Source organism: Nocardia sp. BMG51109 (assembly GCF_000526215.1).
Lineage (GTDB): Bacteria > Actinomycetota > Actinomycetes > Mycobacteriales > Mycobacteriaceae > Nocardia.
In genome coordinates this window covers 3,025,198-3,042,478 of record NZ_JAFQ01000004.1, presented here as the reverse complement: position 1 = coordinate 3,042,478, position 17,281 = coordinate 3,025,198, and the positions used below count along the sequence as shown (strand labels likewise).

General features: G+C 68.9%; 17 protein-coding genes. 7 read left to right on the top strand and 10 right to left on the bottom strand.

The genetic code is table 11. The features are described 5' to 3' along the window. Positions 1 to 8 precede the first annotated feature (8 nt). Both D892_RS41210 and D892_RS0115360 read left to right on the top strand, forming a co-directional pair. A complete protein-coding gene (locus tag D892_RS41210; RefSeq protein ID WP_024802088.1) occupies positions 9 to 926 on the top strand; it encodes a hypothetical protein in 918 nt (305 codons plus the stop codon). Positions 927 to 1,179: 253 nt separating this feature from the next. Next, positions 1,180 to 2,367 (top strand): TetR/AcrR family transcriptional regulator, encoded by a 1,188-nt coding sequence (locus tag D892_RS0115360; protein WP_369801750.1) that lies wholly within the window; start codon positions 1,180 to 1,182, stop codon positions 2,365 to 2,367. Between the two features lie 103 nt (positions 2,368 to 2,470). Here the strand turns inward: D892_RS0115360 and D892_RS0115355 are convergent, their stop codons facing one another. The 3 genes from D892_RS0115355 to mftF form a co-directional block, all read right to left on the bottom strand. After that, positions 2,471 to 3,178 carry an NUDIX domain-containing protein gene (locus D892_RS0115355; RefSeq protein WP_024802086.1) on the bottom strand — a complete coding sequence of 236 codons (708 nt, stop codon included), beginning with the start codon at positions 3,176 to 3,178 and terminating at the stop codon, positions 2,471 to 2,473. A gap of 93 nt (positions 3,179 to 3,271) precedes the next feature. After that, entirely contained in the window at positions 3,272 to 4,621 is a 1,350-nt protein-coding gene (locus D892_RS0115350) for an MFS transporter (RefSeq protein WP_024802085.1), read from the bottom strand. A gap of 707 nt (positions 4,622 to 5,328) precedes the next feature. Further along, positions 5,329 to 6,726: a mycofactocin biosynthesis glycosyltransferase MftF gene (gene mftF, locus D892_RS0115340; RefSeq protein ID WP_024802083.1), complete on the bottom strand. Its 1,398-nt coding sequence runs from the start codon at positions 6,724 to 6,726 to the stop codon at positions 5,329 to 5,331. Between the two features lie 445 nt (positions 6,727 to 7,171). Here mftF and mftR2 point away from each other — a divergent pair, with 445 nt between their 5' ends. Both mftR2 and D892_RS0115330 read left to right on the top strand, forming a co-directional pair. Then, a complete protein-coding gene (gene mftR2, locus D892_RS0115335) occupies positions 7,172 to 7,810 on the top strand; it encodes a mycofactocin system transcriptional regulator MftR2 (RefSeq protein ID WP_024802082.1) in 639 nt (212 codons plus the stop codon). Between the two features lie 68 nt (positions 7,811 to 7,878). After that, positions 7,879 to 8,934: a ferredoxin--NADP reductase gene (locus D892_RS0115330; protein ID WP_024802081.1), complete on the top strand. Its 1,056-nt coding sequence runs from the start codon at positions 7,879 to 7,881 to the stop codon at positions 8,932 to 8,934. A 6-nt stretch (positions 8,935 to 8,940) separates the two neighbouring features. Here the strand turns inward: D892_RS0115330 and D892_RS0115325 are convergent, their stop codons facing one another. From D892_RS0115325 to D892_RS0115315, 3 genes are all read right to left on the bottom strand, one after another. Beyond that, the gene (locus D892_RS0115325) at positions 8,941 to 9,684 is read right to left on the bottom strand and encodes a DNA alkylation repair protein (protein ID WP_024802080.1); all 744 of its coding nucleotides are present in this window, start codon (positions 9,682 to 9,684) and stop codon (positions 8,941 to 8,943) included. 361 nt (positions 9,685 to 10,045) lie between these two features. Beyond that, positions 10,046 to 10,837, bottom strand: coding sequence for a glutamate racemase (locus D892_RS0115320; RefSeq protein ID WP_024802079.1), 792 nt, complete (start codon positions 10,835 to 10,837; stop codon positions 10,046 to 10,048). Positions 10,838 to 10,920: 83 nt separating this feature from the next. Beyond that, positions 10,921 to 12,084, bottom strand: coding sequence for an NAD(P)/FAD-dependent oxidoreductase (locus D892_RS0115315; protein WP_084161083.1), 1,164 nt, complete (start codon positions 12,082 to 12,084; stop codon positions 10,921 to 10,923). Between the two features lie 189 nt (positions 12,085 to 12,273). On the opposite strand from D892_RS0115315, the gene D892_RS0115310 reads away from it, so the two are divergent. Both D892_RS0115310 and D892_RS0115305 read left to right on the top strand, forming a co-directional pair. Further along, on the top strand, positions 12,274 to 12,621 hold the full coding sequence (locus D892_RS0115310; protein ID WP_024802077.1) for an SPW repeat protein: 348 nt from the start codon (positions 12,274 to 12,276) through the stop codon (positions 12,619 to 12,621). Beyond that, the gene (locus D892_RS0115305; protein WP_156959515.1) at positions 12,621 to 13,250 is read left to right on the top strand and encodes a TetR/AcrR family transcriptional regulator; all 630 of its coding nucleotides are present in this window, start codon (positions 12,621 to 12,623) and stop codon (positions 13,248 to 13,250) included. Before D892_RS0115310 ends, D892_RS0115305 begins: the two co-directional genes overlap by 1 nt. A 401-nt stretch (positions 13,251 to 13,651) precedes the next feature. Here D892_RS0115305 and D892_RS0115300 read toward each other — a convergent pair whose 3' ends face one another. Together D892_RS0115300 and D892_RS0115295 are read right to left on the bottom strand one after the other, a co-directional pair. Further along, positions 13,652 to 14,155 (bottom strand): hypothetical protein, encoded by a 504-nt coding sequence (locus tag D892_RS0115300; protein WP_156959514.1) that lies wholly within the window; start codon positions 14,153 to 14,155, stop codon positions 13,652 to 13,654. Positions 14,156 to 14,320: 165 nt separating this feature from the next. Beyond that, entirely contained in the window at positions 14,321 to 14,656 is a 336-nt protein-coding gene (locus D892_RS0115295) for a hypothetical protein (RefSeq protein ID WP_024802074.1), read from the bottom strand. 7 nt (positions 14,657 to 14,663) lie between these two features. Between D892_RS0115295 and D892_RS0115290 the strand changes: the two genes are divergently transcribed. After that, a complete protein-coding gene (locus tag D892_RS0115290) occupies positions 14,664 to 15,101 on the top strand; it encodes a hypothetical protein (protein WP_156959513.1) in 438 nt (145 codons plus the stop codon). A gap of 19 nt (positions 15,102 to 15,120) precedes the next feature. Here the strand turns inward: D892_RS0115290 and D892_RS0115285 are convergent, their stop codons facing one another. Both D892_RS0115285 and tuf read right to left on the bottom strand, forming a co-directional pair. Continuing rightward, positions 15,121 to 15,954, bottom strand: a complete 834-nt coding sequence (locus D892_RS0115285) for a TrmH family RNA methyltransferase (RefSeq protein WP_232236093.1) — start codon at positions 15,952 to 15,954, stop codon at positions 15,121 to 15,123. A gap of 117 nt (positions 15,955 to 16,071) precedes the next feature. Beyond that, entirely contained in the window at positions 16,072 to 17,262 is a 1,191-nt protein-coding gene (gene tuf, locus D892_RS0115280) for an elongation factor Tu (protein WP_024802071.1), read from the bottom strand. Positions 17,263 to 17,281 lie beyond the last annotated feature (19 nt).

The following is a 17,281-nucleotide window of genomic DNA, read 5'->3' as shown; positions in this document are numbered from 1 at the left end:
GAGAAACCATGACCGACAAGGAATCCGACGCGCGGCCGGACGATACCACCCCGACGACCGGGGAATCGACCACCATCGAGCCCGCCTCCGGCGCCACCGAATCTCGCCCCGCGACGAGCGACACCGAAACGGACGCGGGCACAGACGAATCCACCACGGCCGGGTCGACATCCGGTGCGGCAGAGAAGTCCGGCGCGGAACAACGATCCGAGGCCGGCACCGCGTCCGAATCCGGTACCGCGACAAAGTCCGGCACCGCGTCCGAACCCCGTACCGCGTCCGAATCCCCTACTGCGACAGCGTCCGGCACCGCGACAGCATCCGGCGGTGCGACATCGAGCAGCGGCACCGCGCAGACCGCGGCGGACCCCGACACGCCCGGCAGACTCTCCCGGCTGCCGAAACTGCGCAAGCCCTCGTTCGGCCGCGCCGGCCGGATCGCCACGCGCGCGGTCGCCGCCCTGGTGCTCGGCGCCGCCGTCGGCTCGAGCATCTTCTTCTACCTCCAGAACCAGGACAAACAGGATCTACTCGCCGCACAGCAACAGGCCCGCGAGGCCGCCTGCACCTACGGCCCGGTCCTGTCCACCTACGACGCCGAGAACCTGGACCGGTATGTGCAGAGCGTGCTGGCCGGCGCCACCGGCGAATGGCGGGAGCAGTTCGAGTCCACCAGCAGGGACCTCGGCGACGTGCTGGTCAAGGGCGAGGTGGTGGCGAAGACCGACGACGTTCAGTGCGCCGTCCGCAGCGCCGACAAGACCTCCGCGGAGGCGATCGTGGTGATGGGGCAGACCATCACCAGCCTCGGCACGAAAGGACAGCCGGAGAAAGGCCAGCTGTCGGTCGTGATGCGGTTGCGGAAGGTCGGCGATCGCTGGCTGATCGGCAAGATCGACACTCCGCTGGCCCCGCCGCGGTCCTGATATCACATCTCGACATCCGAAACCGTCGGTAACACTGACCGGCGGTGGTTCGCCCGCTGGCTACCATGGCGACCAGGAATGCCGGGGGATACCGCAGCGTGTCCACCACACGCGCCGGTGTCCCGTAGTCCACGCGTGTCTCCCGTATCCGACCCGACGCGCCGCACCAGAGAGACAGGCCAGAACCGTGAGCCGAGGACAGCGCGGTACCGCGCACGACGCAGAACAGCCGACAACAAAACCGGAGGAGCGCGTGATCCGCCGGCGGCCGAAGAACCGCCGGGCGCAGATCGCGGCCACGTCGGCGGCCGCGTTCGGCTCGCTGGGCTATCACGGGGTCAGCATGGAGGACATCGCCGCCAAGCTCGGCATCTCCTCCGCCGCGCTGTACCGGCACTACCCGAGCAAATACGCGCTGTTCCGGGAGGAGTTGCTGCGCCTGGGCGCGGCCACCCGGGCCGCGGCCACGCTGCCGGAGGGCGCCGAGGAATGGCCACCCGAGCGGCGGCTGCGCCATGTCATCGACGCGATCGTCACCGACACCATCGGCAACCGCCCGACGGTGGCGCTGGTGCGCTGGGAGGTCCGCTACCTGGACGACACCGACCGCGAGACCCTGAACAACCAGTTCAGCTCCGCCCTCGTCGATCTGCGCGACCTGATCGGCGAGTACCGGCCCGAGCTGTCGCGCCGCGATCGGCTGGTGCGCGCGGTCGCCGTCTTCAGCGTGATCAGCAGCATCGGTGACCATCACGCCACGCTGCCGGTGAAAACCATGACGGCCCTGCTGAATTCGGCGGCCTGGTCGCTGATCCACGCGGACCTCCCGGCGGTGGAGGCGCCGCCGCGGGCGCCGCGCGCGGTGGAGATCCCGCAGTCGTTCAAGCACGAACTGCTGTTGAAGAAGGCCGTCGAGCTGTTCCACGAGCGCGGGTACCCGAACGTCAGCGTCGAGGACATCGCGATGGCCGCGGAGCTGTCGGCGGCCTCGGCCGTATACCGGTACTACCGCAGCAAGAGCGATCTGCTGGCCGCCGCGTTCCGCCGTGCGGCCGACCGGATGTCGGGGGCGATCGCGCCGGCGGTGACCTCGTCGCCGACCCCCGCCGAGGCGCTCAGCAAACTGGCCGACCTCTATGTCGCGGGCTCGTTCGCCGAACGCGAACTGACCTTCGTGTACTACGCGGAGTTCGGTCACGTGGCGGCCGAGGAGCGGACGATGCTGCGAAATATCCAGCGGCTCATCGTCGCCGAGTGGGTGAAGCTGCTGACCGAGGTGCGGCCGGAACTATCCGAGGCACAGGCGCGCATTCTCGTGCAGGCGGCCTTCGGACTGGTGGTCGACCTGGGCCGGGTGTTCGGCAACAACGAGCACATCTGCCCGCCGGACCGAGTGAGCAGCCTGATGGAGGTCACCCTGTTCGGCCGCCCCCAGCCGTAGCGGGCCGCCTCTCTTATCACACCATCTCGGGCGCTCCCCTTCGAGATCCCTTCGCCCCCTTCGTCGTCCGGCGCGTCGACCTCGTTGTTCCACCGCGGTGAGTTCAGTTCGGCCGCAGCATCGGCGGATGTAGTACGCGCGCCGGACCCGCTCGATAGAGCTGGGCCGGGCGCCCGCCACCGACCGTGGTGCGGCCCGTCGCCTCCACGAAACCCGGTGTGCTGGTGACCTTTCGGTGGAAATTCCGCGGATCGATACTGGTCCCCCACACCACCTCGTACACCCGCCGCAGCTCGGCCACGGTGAACTCGCTCGCACAGAACGCGGTAGCCAGCGGCGTGTATTCCAGTTTGGCGCGGGCCCGTTCGACACCGTCGGCGAGAATCCGGCGGTGGTCGAACGCGACTCGCCCGCGATCGGTCAACAGCTGCTCCACCGACCAGATGGCGGCCGCCGCCGCATCCGGCCCCGCGGTCGGCGCGGGCAGATTCGGCACCAGCGCCAGATAGGCCGTGCTGATCACCCGCCCGCGCGGATCCCGGCCCGGCTCGCCGTAGGTCGCCAGCTGCTCGAGATGCAGCCGGTCGCCGCGAATCCCGGTCTCCTCCCGCAGAACCCGCACCGCGGCCTGCGACAGGCTCTCCTCCTGCTGCACGAATCCGCCAGGCAGCGCCCACCGCCCGCGGTTGGGGGCATACAACCGCTGTACCAGCAACGCACACAGCGTGTCGTTGGTCGACCTGCGCGCACCGAGCGTAAGAACGACCAACTCCACCGCCACCGCGGCGTTCAGGCGAAAACCACTGCCCATACGGTGATTGTATTCGTCACCCTGACGATAACCACGGGTCGCGAATCCGGCGGCCGCCCACGGCGCGCGGAAGCCGTTTCGACTCCGGGCAATTCAGGCGGTGAGCCGGTCGTTCTCGCTGATGAACAGGGTGGCGATCACGCTCACTACGGCGGTGGCCACGAGATATCCGCAAGCGAGCCACGGCGTTCCGCCCCCGGCCGCGATCAGCGCGGTGACGATCATCGGGGTGATGCCCGAGGCGTAGATGCCCGAGACCTGGTACACGAACGACAAACCCGTGTACCGCACCTCGGGCGGATACAGCCCCGCGTACAGGGTGCCCTGCGCGCCGTAGAACAGCGCGTGCGCCACCCCGAACACGGCGATGAGCGCGGCGGTGAACACGACGATATTGCCGGCCTCGAACAGCGCGAACACCGGATAGACCAGCACGCCGTAGGCCGCGATGCCGGCGGTATAGGTCCGGCGCGGACCGTAGCGATCGGTGATCCACCCGGATACCGGAATGAGCACCGCCATCACCGCGGCGGCGATCGTCACCGCGATCAGCACCGGCACCTGACGGAAGCCGAGATGTCCGGTCGCGAAGCTGATCGCGAAGACGCCCCAGGTGTTGAACGCCGCACCCTCACCCCAGCGCGATAGCAGCCCGAGGACGGTGTTGCGCCGCGTGCGCGCATGCCGGAACAGCTCGACCACCGGCACCTTCGAAATCCGGTTGAGCCGGTCGATCTCGCGGAACGCCGGGGTCTCATCGATCCGCAGCCGCACCACCAGGCCGATCACCACCAGCACCACGCTGGCGCCGAACGCGATCCGCCAGCCGTAGTCGAGGAAGGCCGCCTCGCTCAGCGCCGAATGCAGCAGCGCGAAGACACCGGTGCCGAGCGCGAGCCCGAGCGCCAGCCCGACCTGTGGATAACTGCCGAACAGGCCCACCTTCCGGCGCGGGCTGTACTCGACGGCCAGCAGCACCGCCCCGGCCCACTCGCCGCCGAGCGCGAAGCCCTGCAGCATGCGCAGGGCCAGCAACAGGATCGGCGCGGCGACCCCGATCGCGGCACTGGTGGGCAACACGCCCATCAGGGCGGTGGAACCGCCCATGATCGCCATGGTCAGGGCGAGCGTGCGCTTGCGGCCGATCCGGTCACCGATATGCCCGAAGACCAGCCCGCCGATGGGCCGCATCAGGAATCCGACGGCGAATGTCGCGAACGACAGCATGGTTCCGACGAACGCGCTGGTATCCGGGAAGAACAGCTTGTCGAACACGATGCCCGCGGCGGTCGCGTAGAGGAAGAAGTCGTACCACTCGACCGTGGTGCCGATCAGGCTGGCCACCACCGCGGTCCGGGTGTCGGCGGCGCCCAGCCGCTCGCCCCGCTCGGCCGGGCGCGCGGGCTCGACCCTGTCCGCCGACGCGGACTCCAGTAACGACATGTCGATCTTCCCTCCGGCGTCGGCTCGCCGGGTGACGATAGGGCCGCCGCTCGCCGCGCAGAAGAGTTGGACTCATCGAGATTCGAGCCCGGCCTGCCGCAGGTCTAGCCCGCAGACATCCGGACACAGAGCCACACAACCGGATCGAGTGATGCGCACCCCCCGGAACCGATCGGACAGCGCGGCCGACGCCCGGCCAAATCACGCCGAGCCACGACCACATCCGAGGCGGCGCCCCCAGGCAGCGACGATCCCGGAAGGCGGAAACCCCAAGCAACGGCCATACCGGAAGGCGGAAACCCCGAGCGGCGACGATCCCGAACCGCAGCAGCCCGGAGCAACGGGCGATCCCGAACAGCGGCCATACCGGAAGACAGAGACCCCAAGTGACCACGATCCCGAACCGCAGCAGCCCGGAACAGCGATGACCCCGGAAAATGTGGTGGCGCCGGAAAAATGGCGATCCCCACGAGCTACCGTCGGTGCCGAACCTTCCCCGGGACCGGCACCGACGGAGCCCCCGGGTGGCCGTATCCGACAACGAGACTTGAAGGTCGAACCGGCCGCTCCGGCGTTCACCTTACTCGGCCATACCGACAATCCCGGCGATCAGCGGCGCTGTGGGATCGACCACAGCGGACCCGCCGCGGACGTACCCAGGGGCTTGCGTTCCGCGGCAGCGGGATTCGCGCCGCCGCCGAGCACGATCAGTGCGGCGGAACGGCGGGCCGCAACGCGGTGACCGTGCGAGCCCGGACGGCGCCCCACCACAGCCCGGTGCCGTAGGCGACGTCGTCGAGCCGCTTGCACCCGAGATATCGCACCGGATCGAGACCGCCGGTGTCTCGATGGGTGAACCAGTCGGCGAGCCCGTCCGCGACCGCCATGGTCATCGCGATGCGCCGGATCCGCCGCGACACCATCATCGCCAGCACGGTGACCGGCCAATAGTGCCGGCACAGCGCCGAGACGATCCGCCACACCCCGCCGGAGAACCCGCGCGCCAACTGGATTGCCGCCACCCGGGTCGGATTGTCGAGTTCGGCGAAGACGCGGCGCAACCGGACGAGCGCCGCGATCAAGGTGAACAGCCCGCCTACGACGCCCCAGCGCGACGCGGTCGCCAGCAGCGCGGTCGCCACCACGGTCCAGAACGGAACCGACAGCGGCGCCACCATTCCGGTGTGCCGGCGCGCCAGCGGCGCCGCGCCCGCGCCGTGCGACACCTTGCGCCCGAACCAGCGCCCGAGCGACGCCGGATGGTCGCAGGCCACGTGCGCGGCCGGTTCGTATCGCAACCGCCAGCCCGCCCGCTCGAGCCGCCAGCACAGGTCGATATCGGCCGCCGACCGCATCTGCTCGTCGAAGCCGCCCTCCCGCAGCAGTGCGCGCCGCCGCACCAGCAGCGCCGCGCCGGGCACGTGCGACACCGCGCCGCCCGAGGTGACCGCCGCCTCCCGGCGCCCGTGGTCCAGCGTCGAACGGATCTGCTCGTAGCGGCCCAGCACGCTGGTATCGGGTTCGCGCGCGACGATGCGCGGCGCCACCAGCGCCACCTCGGGATCGCTGAAGTGCCCGAGCATGACCTCCAGCCAGCCCGCCTTGGGCACCACGTCGGAATCCAGGAAGGCCACGAATTCGGTTGTGGCGGCGCGCAGCCCGGCATTGCGGGCCGAGGCCGGGCCGTGCCGGCGATCGTGCCGCAGCACCGTCACCCGGCATCGGCCGCGGTGCCGCGGTATCCGGACCGGACGATCGGAGCCGTCGTCGACCACCACCACGCTGTGCCCGCGCAACGTACCGAGCAGCCGCTCCAGCCCGGCCGCGTCGTTGTAGTGCGGGATCACGACGGTGACCTCGTCGGGCGAGGGCAGCAGCCGCGGACGAGGGTTGCCCACACCGGAATCGAGCAGCCGTCTGGCAACCACGGCGGACGTCGGATCGGTCACCTCGAGATACCCGTCACCGATCAGGGCGGCAGCTTCCGGCGCAAGTTGCAGCAACCTTGTCGGCGAGCCGCCGACGAGGAACCGACCACCGGAGTAGGTGCGCACCCGGGGATCGATTCGTACCCCGAACCCGTCGGGCAGTCGATCATGGCGCATTCCAGGCATGCTATGCGCTGATGGCCGTCCGGGCATCCCTGTCGAAAAAAACGGATCGAATTCGATGCGAATACGCCGCCGCGCGCCGGGGCCGGCCGCCGTCGACCGGACGGCCATTCATCGAGATCAGTGGCAATCTTGTGGCAATCACATCTGGGGCGCCGCTCCTGAATGCGTTCCGCCCGAATGCAGTTCACTATTGGCTAATGCATTCCTGCGATCGCATCGGTGCGCCGGGCGAACCACCCGCGCATACGCCGGTGGCCACATACCCGCGCGCTCTAGACTGCGGAGGGAAACGGCAGGTTGAACGAACGGCAGATGACGGATAGCCGGCAGCGGACGGTGCGGCGACCGTCGCGAGGTGGCATGGGAGTCGGACGGATGCAGACTAGCGGGGGCGGCAACGGGCTGCAGGGCGAGCGTCGGGCCCGGGGGCAGAAGCTTGCGTAATCACGGCGGCCCCGGGGGCGGCGCGAATCAAACACTCTCGGAGTCGGAGATCGTCGAGGCCGCGCTGCGGGTGGTACGCGCGGACGGCGTGGAGAAGTTGTCCATGCGGCGGCTGTCGCGGGAGCTCGGCGTCTCGCCGATGGCCCCGTATTACTACGTCGCCGATAAAAGCGAACTACTCGATCTGGTCGCCACCGCCGCCCTGACCGGAGTGCGGAAACCGCCGCCCGATGCCGGGCCGTGGCAGCACCGGCTGCGGGATCTGATCGATCAGATCGACGAAAAACTGCGCAAGCACCCGGGTCTCGGCGACGTACTCATCGAGCAGATGCTCGGCAAACAGCTGGATCTGATCGCCGCGGTGATGGAGATCCTGTTCGACGCCGGTTTCGACGAGCGCAATGTGCTGGCCTCCTACGCCACCATTCACACCTATCTGTTCGGGCGCGCCCGGGTGAATCCCCGCGACCGCTCGGCGCTGTCGGAGGCCCCGCTGCCCGAGGCGGTCGGGCGCACCGTGCGCTACATCTCCGATCTGCGCGGCCGGTACAGCTACGACTTCGGCATGGAGGTGCTGATCACAGGGCTGGAGGCTCAGCTTGTCCGGCAGCGCGATGGCCACGTAGGATGAAACTAGAACACGTTCTAGTTTGAACCGCTGGTTTCATCGCTACCGACTGCCCGGCTCGAGAGGACATCATGACCACTGTCGACGTACCGCACGCCTCGCGATCGGCCGTATTGCGGGTCGCCGCGGTCATCGCCGAGACAGGTGACGCCTGCTCGCTGGTCTTCGACGTGCCCGAGGAGCTCCACGACCGGTTCACCTACCAGCCCGGCCAGTTCCTCACCCTGCGCATCCCCAGCGATCGGACGGGTTCGGTGGCACGCTGCTATTCGCTGGCCAGCTCGCCCTACACCGACGATCGGCCCAAGGTGACGATCAAGCGCACCGTCGACGGGTACGCGTCGAACTGGGTGTGCGACAACGTGCGGGCCGGCGACGAGATCGAGGTGCTGCCGCCCTCCGGCATCTTCACGCCCAAGGATCTGGACGAGGACCTGCTGCTGTTCGCCGCCGGCAGCGGCATCACCCCGGTGATGTCGATCCTGAAGTCGGCGCTGTCCCGCGGCGGCGGCCGCGTCACGCTGGTCTACGCCAACCGCGATGCCGAATCGGTGATCTTCGCGAGCGAGCTGCGCGAGCTGGCCGACAAGCATCCGCAGCGGCTGGTGGTGGTGCACTGGCTGGAAGCGCTGCAGGGGCTGCCGAGCGCCGACGCGCTGGCCGCCGTGGCCGCGCCGTACACCGAGCACCGCGCCTTCCTGTGCGGCCCGAAGGCATTCATGGACCGTGTGCACGACGCGCTGGCGCAGCTCGGCGTGCCGCGCAACCGGACGCATGCCGAGATCTTCAACTCGCTGTCCGGCGACCCGTTCGCGGCCGCGGAGCCGGTGGAGGTGAGCGAGGAGGATCAGGCCGACGCCGCCACGGTCGAGGTGGAACTGGACGGCGAGACGCACAATCTGGCGTGGCCGCGCCGGCAGACGCTGGTGGACATCATGCTGTCCAAGGGCCTCGACGTGCCGTATTCGTGCCAGGAGGGCGAATGTGGTTCGTGCGCCTGCACGGTGCTCGAGGGCAAGGTGGAAATGGACAGCGCCGAGATCCTCGATCCGGAGGACATCGAGGCGGGCTACATCCTCGGCTGCCAGGCGCACCCGGTCACCGATCACCTGAGGATCCAGTTCTGAAGGCCGTCACCGCATGTCCCGATAGTGCTGCCGCACTTCGGGTTCCAGGTGCTCGGTGGCGTAACTCAGTGCGGTGCGGCCCATCTCGGCGGCGTGCCGATCGAGGAATCCGGTCAGCAGCCCGCGGTCGACGCGCTTGCCGGCCTCGCGCAGCATCCAGCCGACGGCCTTCTGGATCAGGTCGCGGCGGTCGCCGAGCAGGAGTTCGCACAGCTCGAGCGTGGTCGAGGCGTCTCCGGCCTTGATGAACGCGAAGGTGCTCAGCAGCGCCACCCGCCGTTCCCACAGCGAATCCCGGTGTGCCAGTTGGAAGAGCAGCTCCCGCGGCCGATCCAGCAGCCAGGGTCCGAGCACGTTCTCGGCCGAGATGTCGACCAGGTCCCAGTTGTTCACCCGGCCCCGGCGCACGGCCGCCAGGTACAGCTCGACGATCCGCTCCCGCGCGGCGGCGTCGTAGCCGCGCGGTTTCCCGGCCCGTGCCATGGCGGCATTGAGGATGACCAGCCCCGCCAGCCGATGCTCGTGCACCTCGCTGTCGAGCAGCAGATCCACCTCCGAAAGCGGCAGGCCCGCAAACCGTTTCGCCACCCCGCGGGTCTGCGGTACCCGCACCCCGATGAACACGTCCCCCTCGCCGTACTCCCCGGGCCCGGTCTTGAAAAACCGCCGCAGATGCTCCGCATCGCCCGCGTCCGCCCACTCCGCCAACGCCGCTTGCACGGCCGCCGCGGTCTGCGGTGACTCGTCCACCGCGGCACTCGCCCGCACCTTGCCGCCCACCGCACCTCCCACTCGGAGCCCGAAGATCAGCTGTCGCCAGTATTTCGCACCGCCCGCGGACTGCGGGCACTACCTGTCCGCCGAGGTCGCCCGCCGGCGACCGAGGCCGACCACCCCGCCGCACAGGGCCGTCGACGGGGCCGCAAGTCTCCCCGGACCACGGACAGTACTCCCGGAGCCCGACAGGTCCGCGCGTCTCGATGTTTCACCGGATCCGGCCGTACCGGCGCCCTCGGCGAAAGCGGCCGGCCGCGCTCGATCCGTACCGACCGCAGTGGCGGCTCCGGGACGACAGCGTTCACGCCCGGAACACCGCAGCGACCGAGCAGAGTCAGCCGATAGTGTCGACGGTCTGGTAGATGCTCCCGGTGGCGCCGAGAACGCGACCGGATTCGTAGGCGGCCGCGGCGGCGGGGAGCGAACCCGGCCGGCCGCTGTTGAGCACCGTGACCGTGCCTGCCCCGTCGGCCGATCCGCCGAGTGCCTCGATGCGCCGAATCGTCTGCGCGGCAACGGCTTGCGCGCTGTCGAACAGCCGCACACCGGCGGGCAGGGCGGCGACTATAGCATCCAGCACCAGCGGATAGTGGGTACATCCGAGCACCACGCCCTCGGTGCGCGGCGGCGTGCGCTCCGCGGCCTGGGCGATGGCCCGCTCGATCGCCGTCAGGTCACCGCGATCGATGGCGTCGGCGAGTCCGTGGCAGGCCACCCCGGTCACCTCGGCGGCGCCGCCGAAGCGCGTGATCAGGTCGGCCTGGTACCGGCTGGCGGTGGTCGCGGCCGTCGCCCAGACCGCCACCGCCCGGCAGGCCGCGGCGGCGGGCTTGATGGCCGGCACCGTCCCGACCACCGGGATCTCGGGGCCCACCTCGAGCCGCACCTGTTCCAGTGCGGTCACGCTGGCCGTATTGCACGGCAGCACGATCACCCGCGCGCCCAGCGCCAGCGCCCGCCGCGCGGCCGCCAGCACCCGATCCACCACCCACTGCTCCGGCTTCGGGCCCCAGGGAGCGCCGTCGGGGTCGGTCTGCAACAACAGATCCAGATCGGGCCGCAGCTTGCGCAACCACGCCCCCGTGGGCAGCAACCCCAATCCGGAATCGATGAGCGCGACGATCACACCGGCAACTCTATTCCCGCCCCGCGCCGCACAGGGAACCGCACCCTGGTCATCGGGCCACCTGCTCGGGCCGCGTACCTCGCCTAGTTCGCCAGTTTCGCGCGCATCTTCATGACCGCGCCCGTCTTGCCCAGACCGACGACGGCGGTCAGCGAGCCGTCGGCGAAATAGTGGGCGACGAACTTGCGGCCGTCGTCCTCGACGATGCGCACCTCATCGGCCGCGGCGGGGGTGCCGAGCACCTGGATCTTGAGGTCGTGCTGATCGCTCCAGACGTACGGCACCCGGGCGGCCGCGGGCGCCTCGGCGCCGAGCAGCGCGGCGGCCAGCAACTGAGCCTGCTCACCGGCATTGGTCCAGTGCTCGACCCGCTTGTGCCCGCCCGCGTCGTGCCGCCAGGCCGCCACATCGCCGACGGCCCACACACCCTCGACCGAGGTGCGGCCGGTCTCGTCGGCGAGCACGCCGCCCCCGGCCTGCCGCTCCGCCAACGGGATGCCCGACTCGGCGAGCCACTCCGTCACCGGCACCGAACCCACGCCGATCACCACCAGGTCGGCCGGCACCTCGCTACCGTCCGACAGCCGCACCCCCCGCACCGCATCGTCCTCGACGACGAGCGAATCCATCCCGACGCCGCAGCGCAGATCGATCCCCTCGTCCCGATGCAGCCGCCCGACGAGCTGTCCGACCTGTTCGCCCAGCGCCGCCGCCAGGGGCGCCGGCTGCGGTTCCACCAGCGTCACGCGGATCCCACCGGCGTGCAGGCTCGCCGCCACCTCGCAACCGATGAAGCCCGCGCCGACCACGACCGCGCGCCGCGCACCGGCCGACCCGTCCCGCAGCGCGACCGCATCCTCGTGGCTGCGCAGCACATGCACACCGGACGCCTCCGGAAGACCCGGAATCCGCTTGGGACGCAATCCCGTTGCGACGACCAACCGGTCGTAGTCGAGCCGGGTGCCGTCGGCGAGCAGCAACCGGCGCTCGGCGGTATCCACCCCGGTGGCCGCGACGCCCAGCCGCACCTCGATGTCCTTCTCGGTGAAGAATTCGGCGGGCCGCAGCGTGGTGTCGTCGGTCTCGCCGCGCACGAACTGCTTCGACAGCGGCGGGCGATCGTACGGGAGCCGTGGCTCGTCGCCGACGAGCACGAGCCCGCCGGAGTAGCCTGCCCGGCGCAGTTCCTCCGCGGTACGCAACCCGGCCAGGCCCGCGCCGACGATCACGATGGGTCGGCCGGTCATCACACCACTCCCTGGTCATCGGTCATTGAAACGCAATGCTGCACAGATACCAACAATATTCTAGAACTCGTTCTAATTTCTACAGTGATCAATTTGGGTTCGCTATCGTGCCCGTTCAGATATTGATCGGGCGGTCAATCAGAGTTATACCGAGAGGTGAACATATCCCCGTCCCACTAGGAGGCAACAATGTTCACCGACAGTCGAGCGCAGGACTTCGTCGCCGTCGTGCTCGGCGCCTTCACCGCACTGTCCCCACTCTGGGTGGACACCAGCACTCGGGCGATGTGGACGCTGATCGTTCTCGGTGTTCTCATCGCGCTCACCGGCCTGGCCCAGCTCGCCCGGCCGGCGATGTCCGGTACCGACTACGCGATGGGCGTGCTCGGCGTGCTGCTGTTCCTCTCCCCCTGGGTGATGAACTTCCACGCCTTCGACGGCGCCTCCTGGACCGCGTGGGTCGTGGGCATCCTGACCGTCGTGGTCGCGGTGGCGGCCCTTCCGCAGGTGACGGCACGGCTGCATACTGCTCACTGATGCACATGCCGAAACCCCATCGGGCGGGGCGTCGCCGGAGCCGGAAGGTCGACGGCGACGCCCGTCAGCTCATCCTGGATGCCGCCGAGAACCTCTTCGCGGCACAGGGATTCGACGCCACCGCGACGGCGGCCATCGCCGCCGCGGCCGGCGTCCCGAAAGGTCTGGTCTTCTACTACTTCCCCACCAAGGATTCGATCCTGTCGGCGCTGATGGCCGAGCGCGTGCCCGCACATCCGGTCGCCAATATCGAAACCCTCGTCTCCCCGGGCGATCCGGCCGCGAGCCTGGTGAACCTGGATGCCGCGCTGAACCTGCGCGACCACCAGTCCTCGGTGCTGCGCGTGATCATGTGGCGCGAGGCCGACACCCATCCCGACGTCCGGAAACAGCTGCGGCGCATGCGCGACCAACTGCTCGACGTCACCGCGCGGGTACTGCAGGCCAGCGCGCCCGGCCCGGTGCAACCCGGCACCCTGCGCGCCTGCGCGGCGGCATGGGTCTCGGCAGTCCTGGCCATCACCACCACCGACCGCCTGCACGCCCTCGACGGCCTCACCCTCCCGACCACCGACGAGATCCTCAACCTCTCCCAGGTCATCGCCGCGGGCATGACCCACCTGAGCTGACCGGCGCCACCACCGACCCGGATCCGGATCGCGCCCGTGCCGCGCGGCCGCGGGCACCGGATCGAGCCGGCGGCACCGAGCGAACTCCTGTCGATGCTCCCTCGTCGCGGGACACGGGTGGAGAAGCGGTCGGAACTGGCGTACCCTGCGTTGCGGCGAGTCCGCCCGTCGCAGCGCCTGCCGGGCCGGGCGGCCACGGCCTGAAAGGCGCGAGGGGGCGGGGATAGCATGGCGGCTATGACGGATGCCGATTTCGCCAGCTTCGGGGAACCTCATCGCACACGGCCGGAGGGCGCTCGCCTCACCCACCCGGCCAACAACTCGAGTTTCGCCTCGACCAGTGCGCCGACCGGCATCGACAACAACTCGCACAGTCCGTTCGGTCCCGAGATGCAGTGGAGTCAGCCGGATTTCGCGACACAGTGGGCCAATGCGGCCACCCCGTCGGCAACCACCCCGCAGCCCGAGGTGTCCACCGCCCGCCCCGAATCCCTCACCGCCGCCCCCGAATCCGTCGCGATCAGGCCGGAGTCCGCCACCCCGCCGACCGACCCGAGCCTGCGGCGCACCGATCCCGCGCAGACCGCGCGGGAGCCGGCCCCCGCCCGCCCGGACTCCATCACCCCGCGCTCGGACTCCATCACGCCGCGCCCCGAATCCATCACCCCGCGGCCGGAGTCCATCACCCCGCGCCCCGAATCCATGGCGCCTCCCTCGGGCTCCTTCACACCCCGCTCGAATTCCGTCGCGCCCCCCTCGGATTCCTTCGCGGCCCCGTCGAACTCGTTCACGCTGCCGTCGGACTCCTCCGCGAACTCCACCATGCCCCCATCGGATTCGTTCGCACCCCCGCCGAACTCCTTCGCACTGCCCTCGGACTCCTTCACCTCCTCCGCGAACTCCACCACGCCATCCTCGGACTCGTTCGCACCCCCGCTGAACTCCTACGCGCTGCCCTCGGACTCTTACACCCCTTCCGCGAACTCCACCACGCCACCTTCGGATTCGTTCGCACCCCCGTCGAACTCCTACACCGCCTCCGCGAACTCCACCCCGCAGCCCTCGAACTCCTACACCGCCTCCGCGAACTCCACCCCGCAGCCCTCGGATTCGTCGGCGCCCTCGTCGAATTCCTTCGCACTGCCGTCGGACTCGTTCGCGCCGTCCTCGAATTCCTTCACGGCACAGCCGGACTCCCTGCCCCGGCGATCGAACTCCCTGCCGTCCCGCTCCGATTCCCTTGCCGCACGCAGCGAACCGGCGGCTCCGCGCACCGAGTCGATCGGCCCACGAGGCGAATACCAGTCCACCCCGAGAAACTCCGCCACCCCCAACGCCGAAACCACGCAGCCGAGGCCACCGGTGCAGCGCCACCCGCGCACCGAGGCCGCCCACCGCAGCGACACTGAGGCGGTGCCTCACACGGATACGGCGGCGGGGCCTCGGGCGGATACAGCCGCTACGCCTCGCATCGATAGCGCGTCCACACACAGCACGAAGACCCCCGAACCCGACCGCTCCCCCGAAGACAGCGGACCGGGCCGGCGCACCCCGCAGCCCACGCCCGCCCGCCGCGGCATCGGTCAGCGCCGCGCCGCCGCGACGGAGGACGCCCCCGCGAACGTCGACATCCACGTGGTGATGCGCCTGCTGCTGTCCAGCCACAACCTGGAGAACGTCGCGAAGAAGGCCGAGGCCGGTGACATCTCGCTGGCCGAATTCATCGACGCCGCGCACCGCACCCGCACCGCCGCCGTCGACCTGGTCTCCGCCTGGTTCGGCGGTGCCGACCACATGCGCCGGTTCGCCGAGGCGTTATTAGCCGCGGCCCCGGCCGGCGAATCCCCCTGACCGTCACCGCGAAAGGCTGTCATCGCGAAAAGCTGTGGCCACTCCGCTGATACAGCGCGATACCGGCTGCTACGGAGACGTTCAGCGATTCTGCGGAGCTGCGCATGGGGATACGAACGGAAATATTCCGCATCCCGTACAAATCGCTGGAAGGCCCGGTCTTCTCACCCCCGAAAAGCAGCGCGATCCGTTCGTCGATCCGATCGAGATCGACCAGGGTGTCCGCACCGTCCGCATCGAAAACCACCAGCGGCATGCCGTTCCCGGAAATATACTTCGCGGCGTCCGCGCGGTCGGCGAGGATGATCGGCAGCGAAAACACGTAGCCGCGACTCGCCCGGATGAGCCGCCGATCGGCGATACTCGTGAGATCGCTGTCGATCAACACGATCCCGGAGACGCCCAGCGCATACGAGGTGCGGATGATCGCGCCGATATTTCCCACGATCTTCACGCCGTCGAGCACGATCAGGTCGCCCGGATTCTGCTCCGTATCGGCAAAACCGCAGGCCCGGGGCACCCGGGCGATACCGAAGATCTTGGGTTTCCGCTCCGCCTTGAACACGTGGTTGACGACCGCGGAATCCATCAACCGGAGCGGGATCTCGCGCGAGGCGGTGATCGCCACGATGTCGTCCAGCTCGGCCGCCTCCGCGGTCGCATAGATTTCGATGAAATCGACCCCGGCACGAACGCAGTGCGAAATCGGCTCCAGATCCTCGATCAAGACACTCTTGATATTCACCCGGGAGTGCTTGGTGACGTCGAGAATTCGCTGCACGGCAGGATCCGATTTCTCGGTGATGATGGGCATCGCGGTCATGCGTGACAGTCTAGAACCCGCCCGGGGCACCCCCGAAATACGAAGAGGGCCGCTCCCTTTCGGGAGCGGCCCTCTCGCAGTCGTTACGTCCGCGAGGACGTCACCACTCGATCCCGGCCTTCGCCGGGATGACGTCGCGAAGCGACGTCACTTGATGATCTTCGTGACGCGACCGGCGCCGACGGTGCGGCCACCCTCACGGATCGCGAAACGCAGGCCCTCTTCCATGGCGACCGGCTGGATCAGCTTGACGCTCATCTCGGTGTTGTCGCCCGGCATGACCATCTCGGTGCCCTCGGGGAGGGTCACGACACCGGTCACGTCGGTGGTGCGGAAGTAGAACTGCGGGCGGTAGTTGTTGAAGAACGGGGTGTGCCGGCCGCCCTCGTCCTTCGACAGGATGTACGCCTGGCCCTCGAACTCGGTGTGCGGGGTCGTGGTGCCCGGCTTGATGACAACCTGGCCGCGCTCCACGTCCTCACGCTTGAGGCCGCGCAGCAGCAGACCGACGTTGTCACCGGCCTGACCCTGGTCGAGCAGCTTGCGGAACATCTCGACGCCGGTGACCGTGGTCTTCTGCGTCTTCTCGCGGATGCCGGTGATCTCGACTTCCTCGTTCACGTTGATGATGCCGCGCTCGACACGACCGGTGACGACCGTGCCGCGACCGGTGATCGTGAAGACGTCCTCGATCGGCATCAGGAACGGCTTGTCGGTCTCACGGACCGGGTCCGGGATCGAGTTGTCGACCGCGTCCATGAGCTCCTCGATGGACTTGGTCCACTTCTCGTCGCCCTCCAGCGCCTTCAGGCCGGAAACGCGGACGACCGGGGCCTCCTCGTCGAACTCCTGCGAGGCCAGCAGCTCGCGGACCTCCATCTCGACGAGCTCGAGGATCTCCTCGTCGTCGACCATGTCCGACTTGTTCAGCGCGACCAGGATGTAGGGCACGCCGACCTGACGCGCGAGCAGCACGTGCTCACGGGTCTGCGGCATCGGGCCGTCGGTGGCGGCGACCACGAGGATGGCGCCGTCCATCTGGGCCGCACCGGTGATCATGTTCTTGATGTAGTCGGCGTGACCCGGCGCGTCGACGTGGGCGTAGTGCCGGTTCTCGGTCTGGTACTCGACGTGCGAGATGTTGATCGTGATACCGCGGGCCTTCTCCTCCGGAGCCTTGTCGATCATGTCGAACGCAAAGCTCTGGTTCAGGTCCGGGTACTTGTCGTGCAGAACCTTGGTGATAGCCGCCGTCAGCGTGGTCTTGCCGTGGTCGACGTGACCGATGGTGCCGATGTTGACGTGGGGCTTCGTCCGCTCGAACTTCGCCTTCGCCACTTGATGTCCTCCTGGACTT

Coding starts and splice junctions, on each gene's coding strand:
- D892_RS0115330 (WP_024802081.1), top strand. CDS start 7,879: ATGACCACTGTCGACGTACCGCACGCCTCGCGATCGGCCGTATTGCGG.
- D892_RS0115305 (WP_156959515.1), top strand. CDS start 12,621: ATGCACATGCCGAAACCCCATCGGGCGGGGCGTCGCCGGAGCCGGAAG.
- D892_RS0115355 (WP_024802086.1), bottom strand. CDS start 3,178: ATGGGCAGTGGTTTTCGCCTGAACGCCGCGGTGGCGGTGGAGTTGGTC.
- D892_RS0115315 (WP_084161083.1), bottom strand. CDS start 12,084: ATGACCGGCCGACCCATCGTGATCGTCGGCGCGGGCCTGGCCGGGTTG.
- mftF (WP_024802083.1), bottom strand. CDS start 6,726: ATGCGCCATGATCGACTGCCCGACGGGTTCGGGGTACGAATCGATCCC.
- D892_RS0115350 (WP_024802085.1), bottom strand. CDS start 4,621: ATGTCGTTACTGGAGTCCGCGTCGGCGGACAGGGTCGAGCCCGCGCGC.
- D892_RS0115310 (WP_024802077.1), top strand. CDS start 12,274: ATGTTCACCGACAGTCGAGCGCAGGACTTCGTCGCCGTCGTGCTCGGC.
- D892_RS41210 (WP_024802088.1), top strand. CDS start 9: ATGACCGACAAGGAATCCGACGCGCGGCCGGACGATACCACCCCGACG.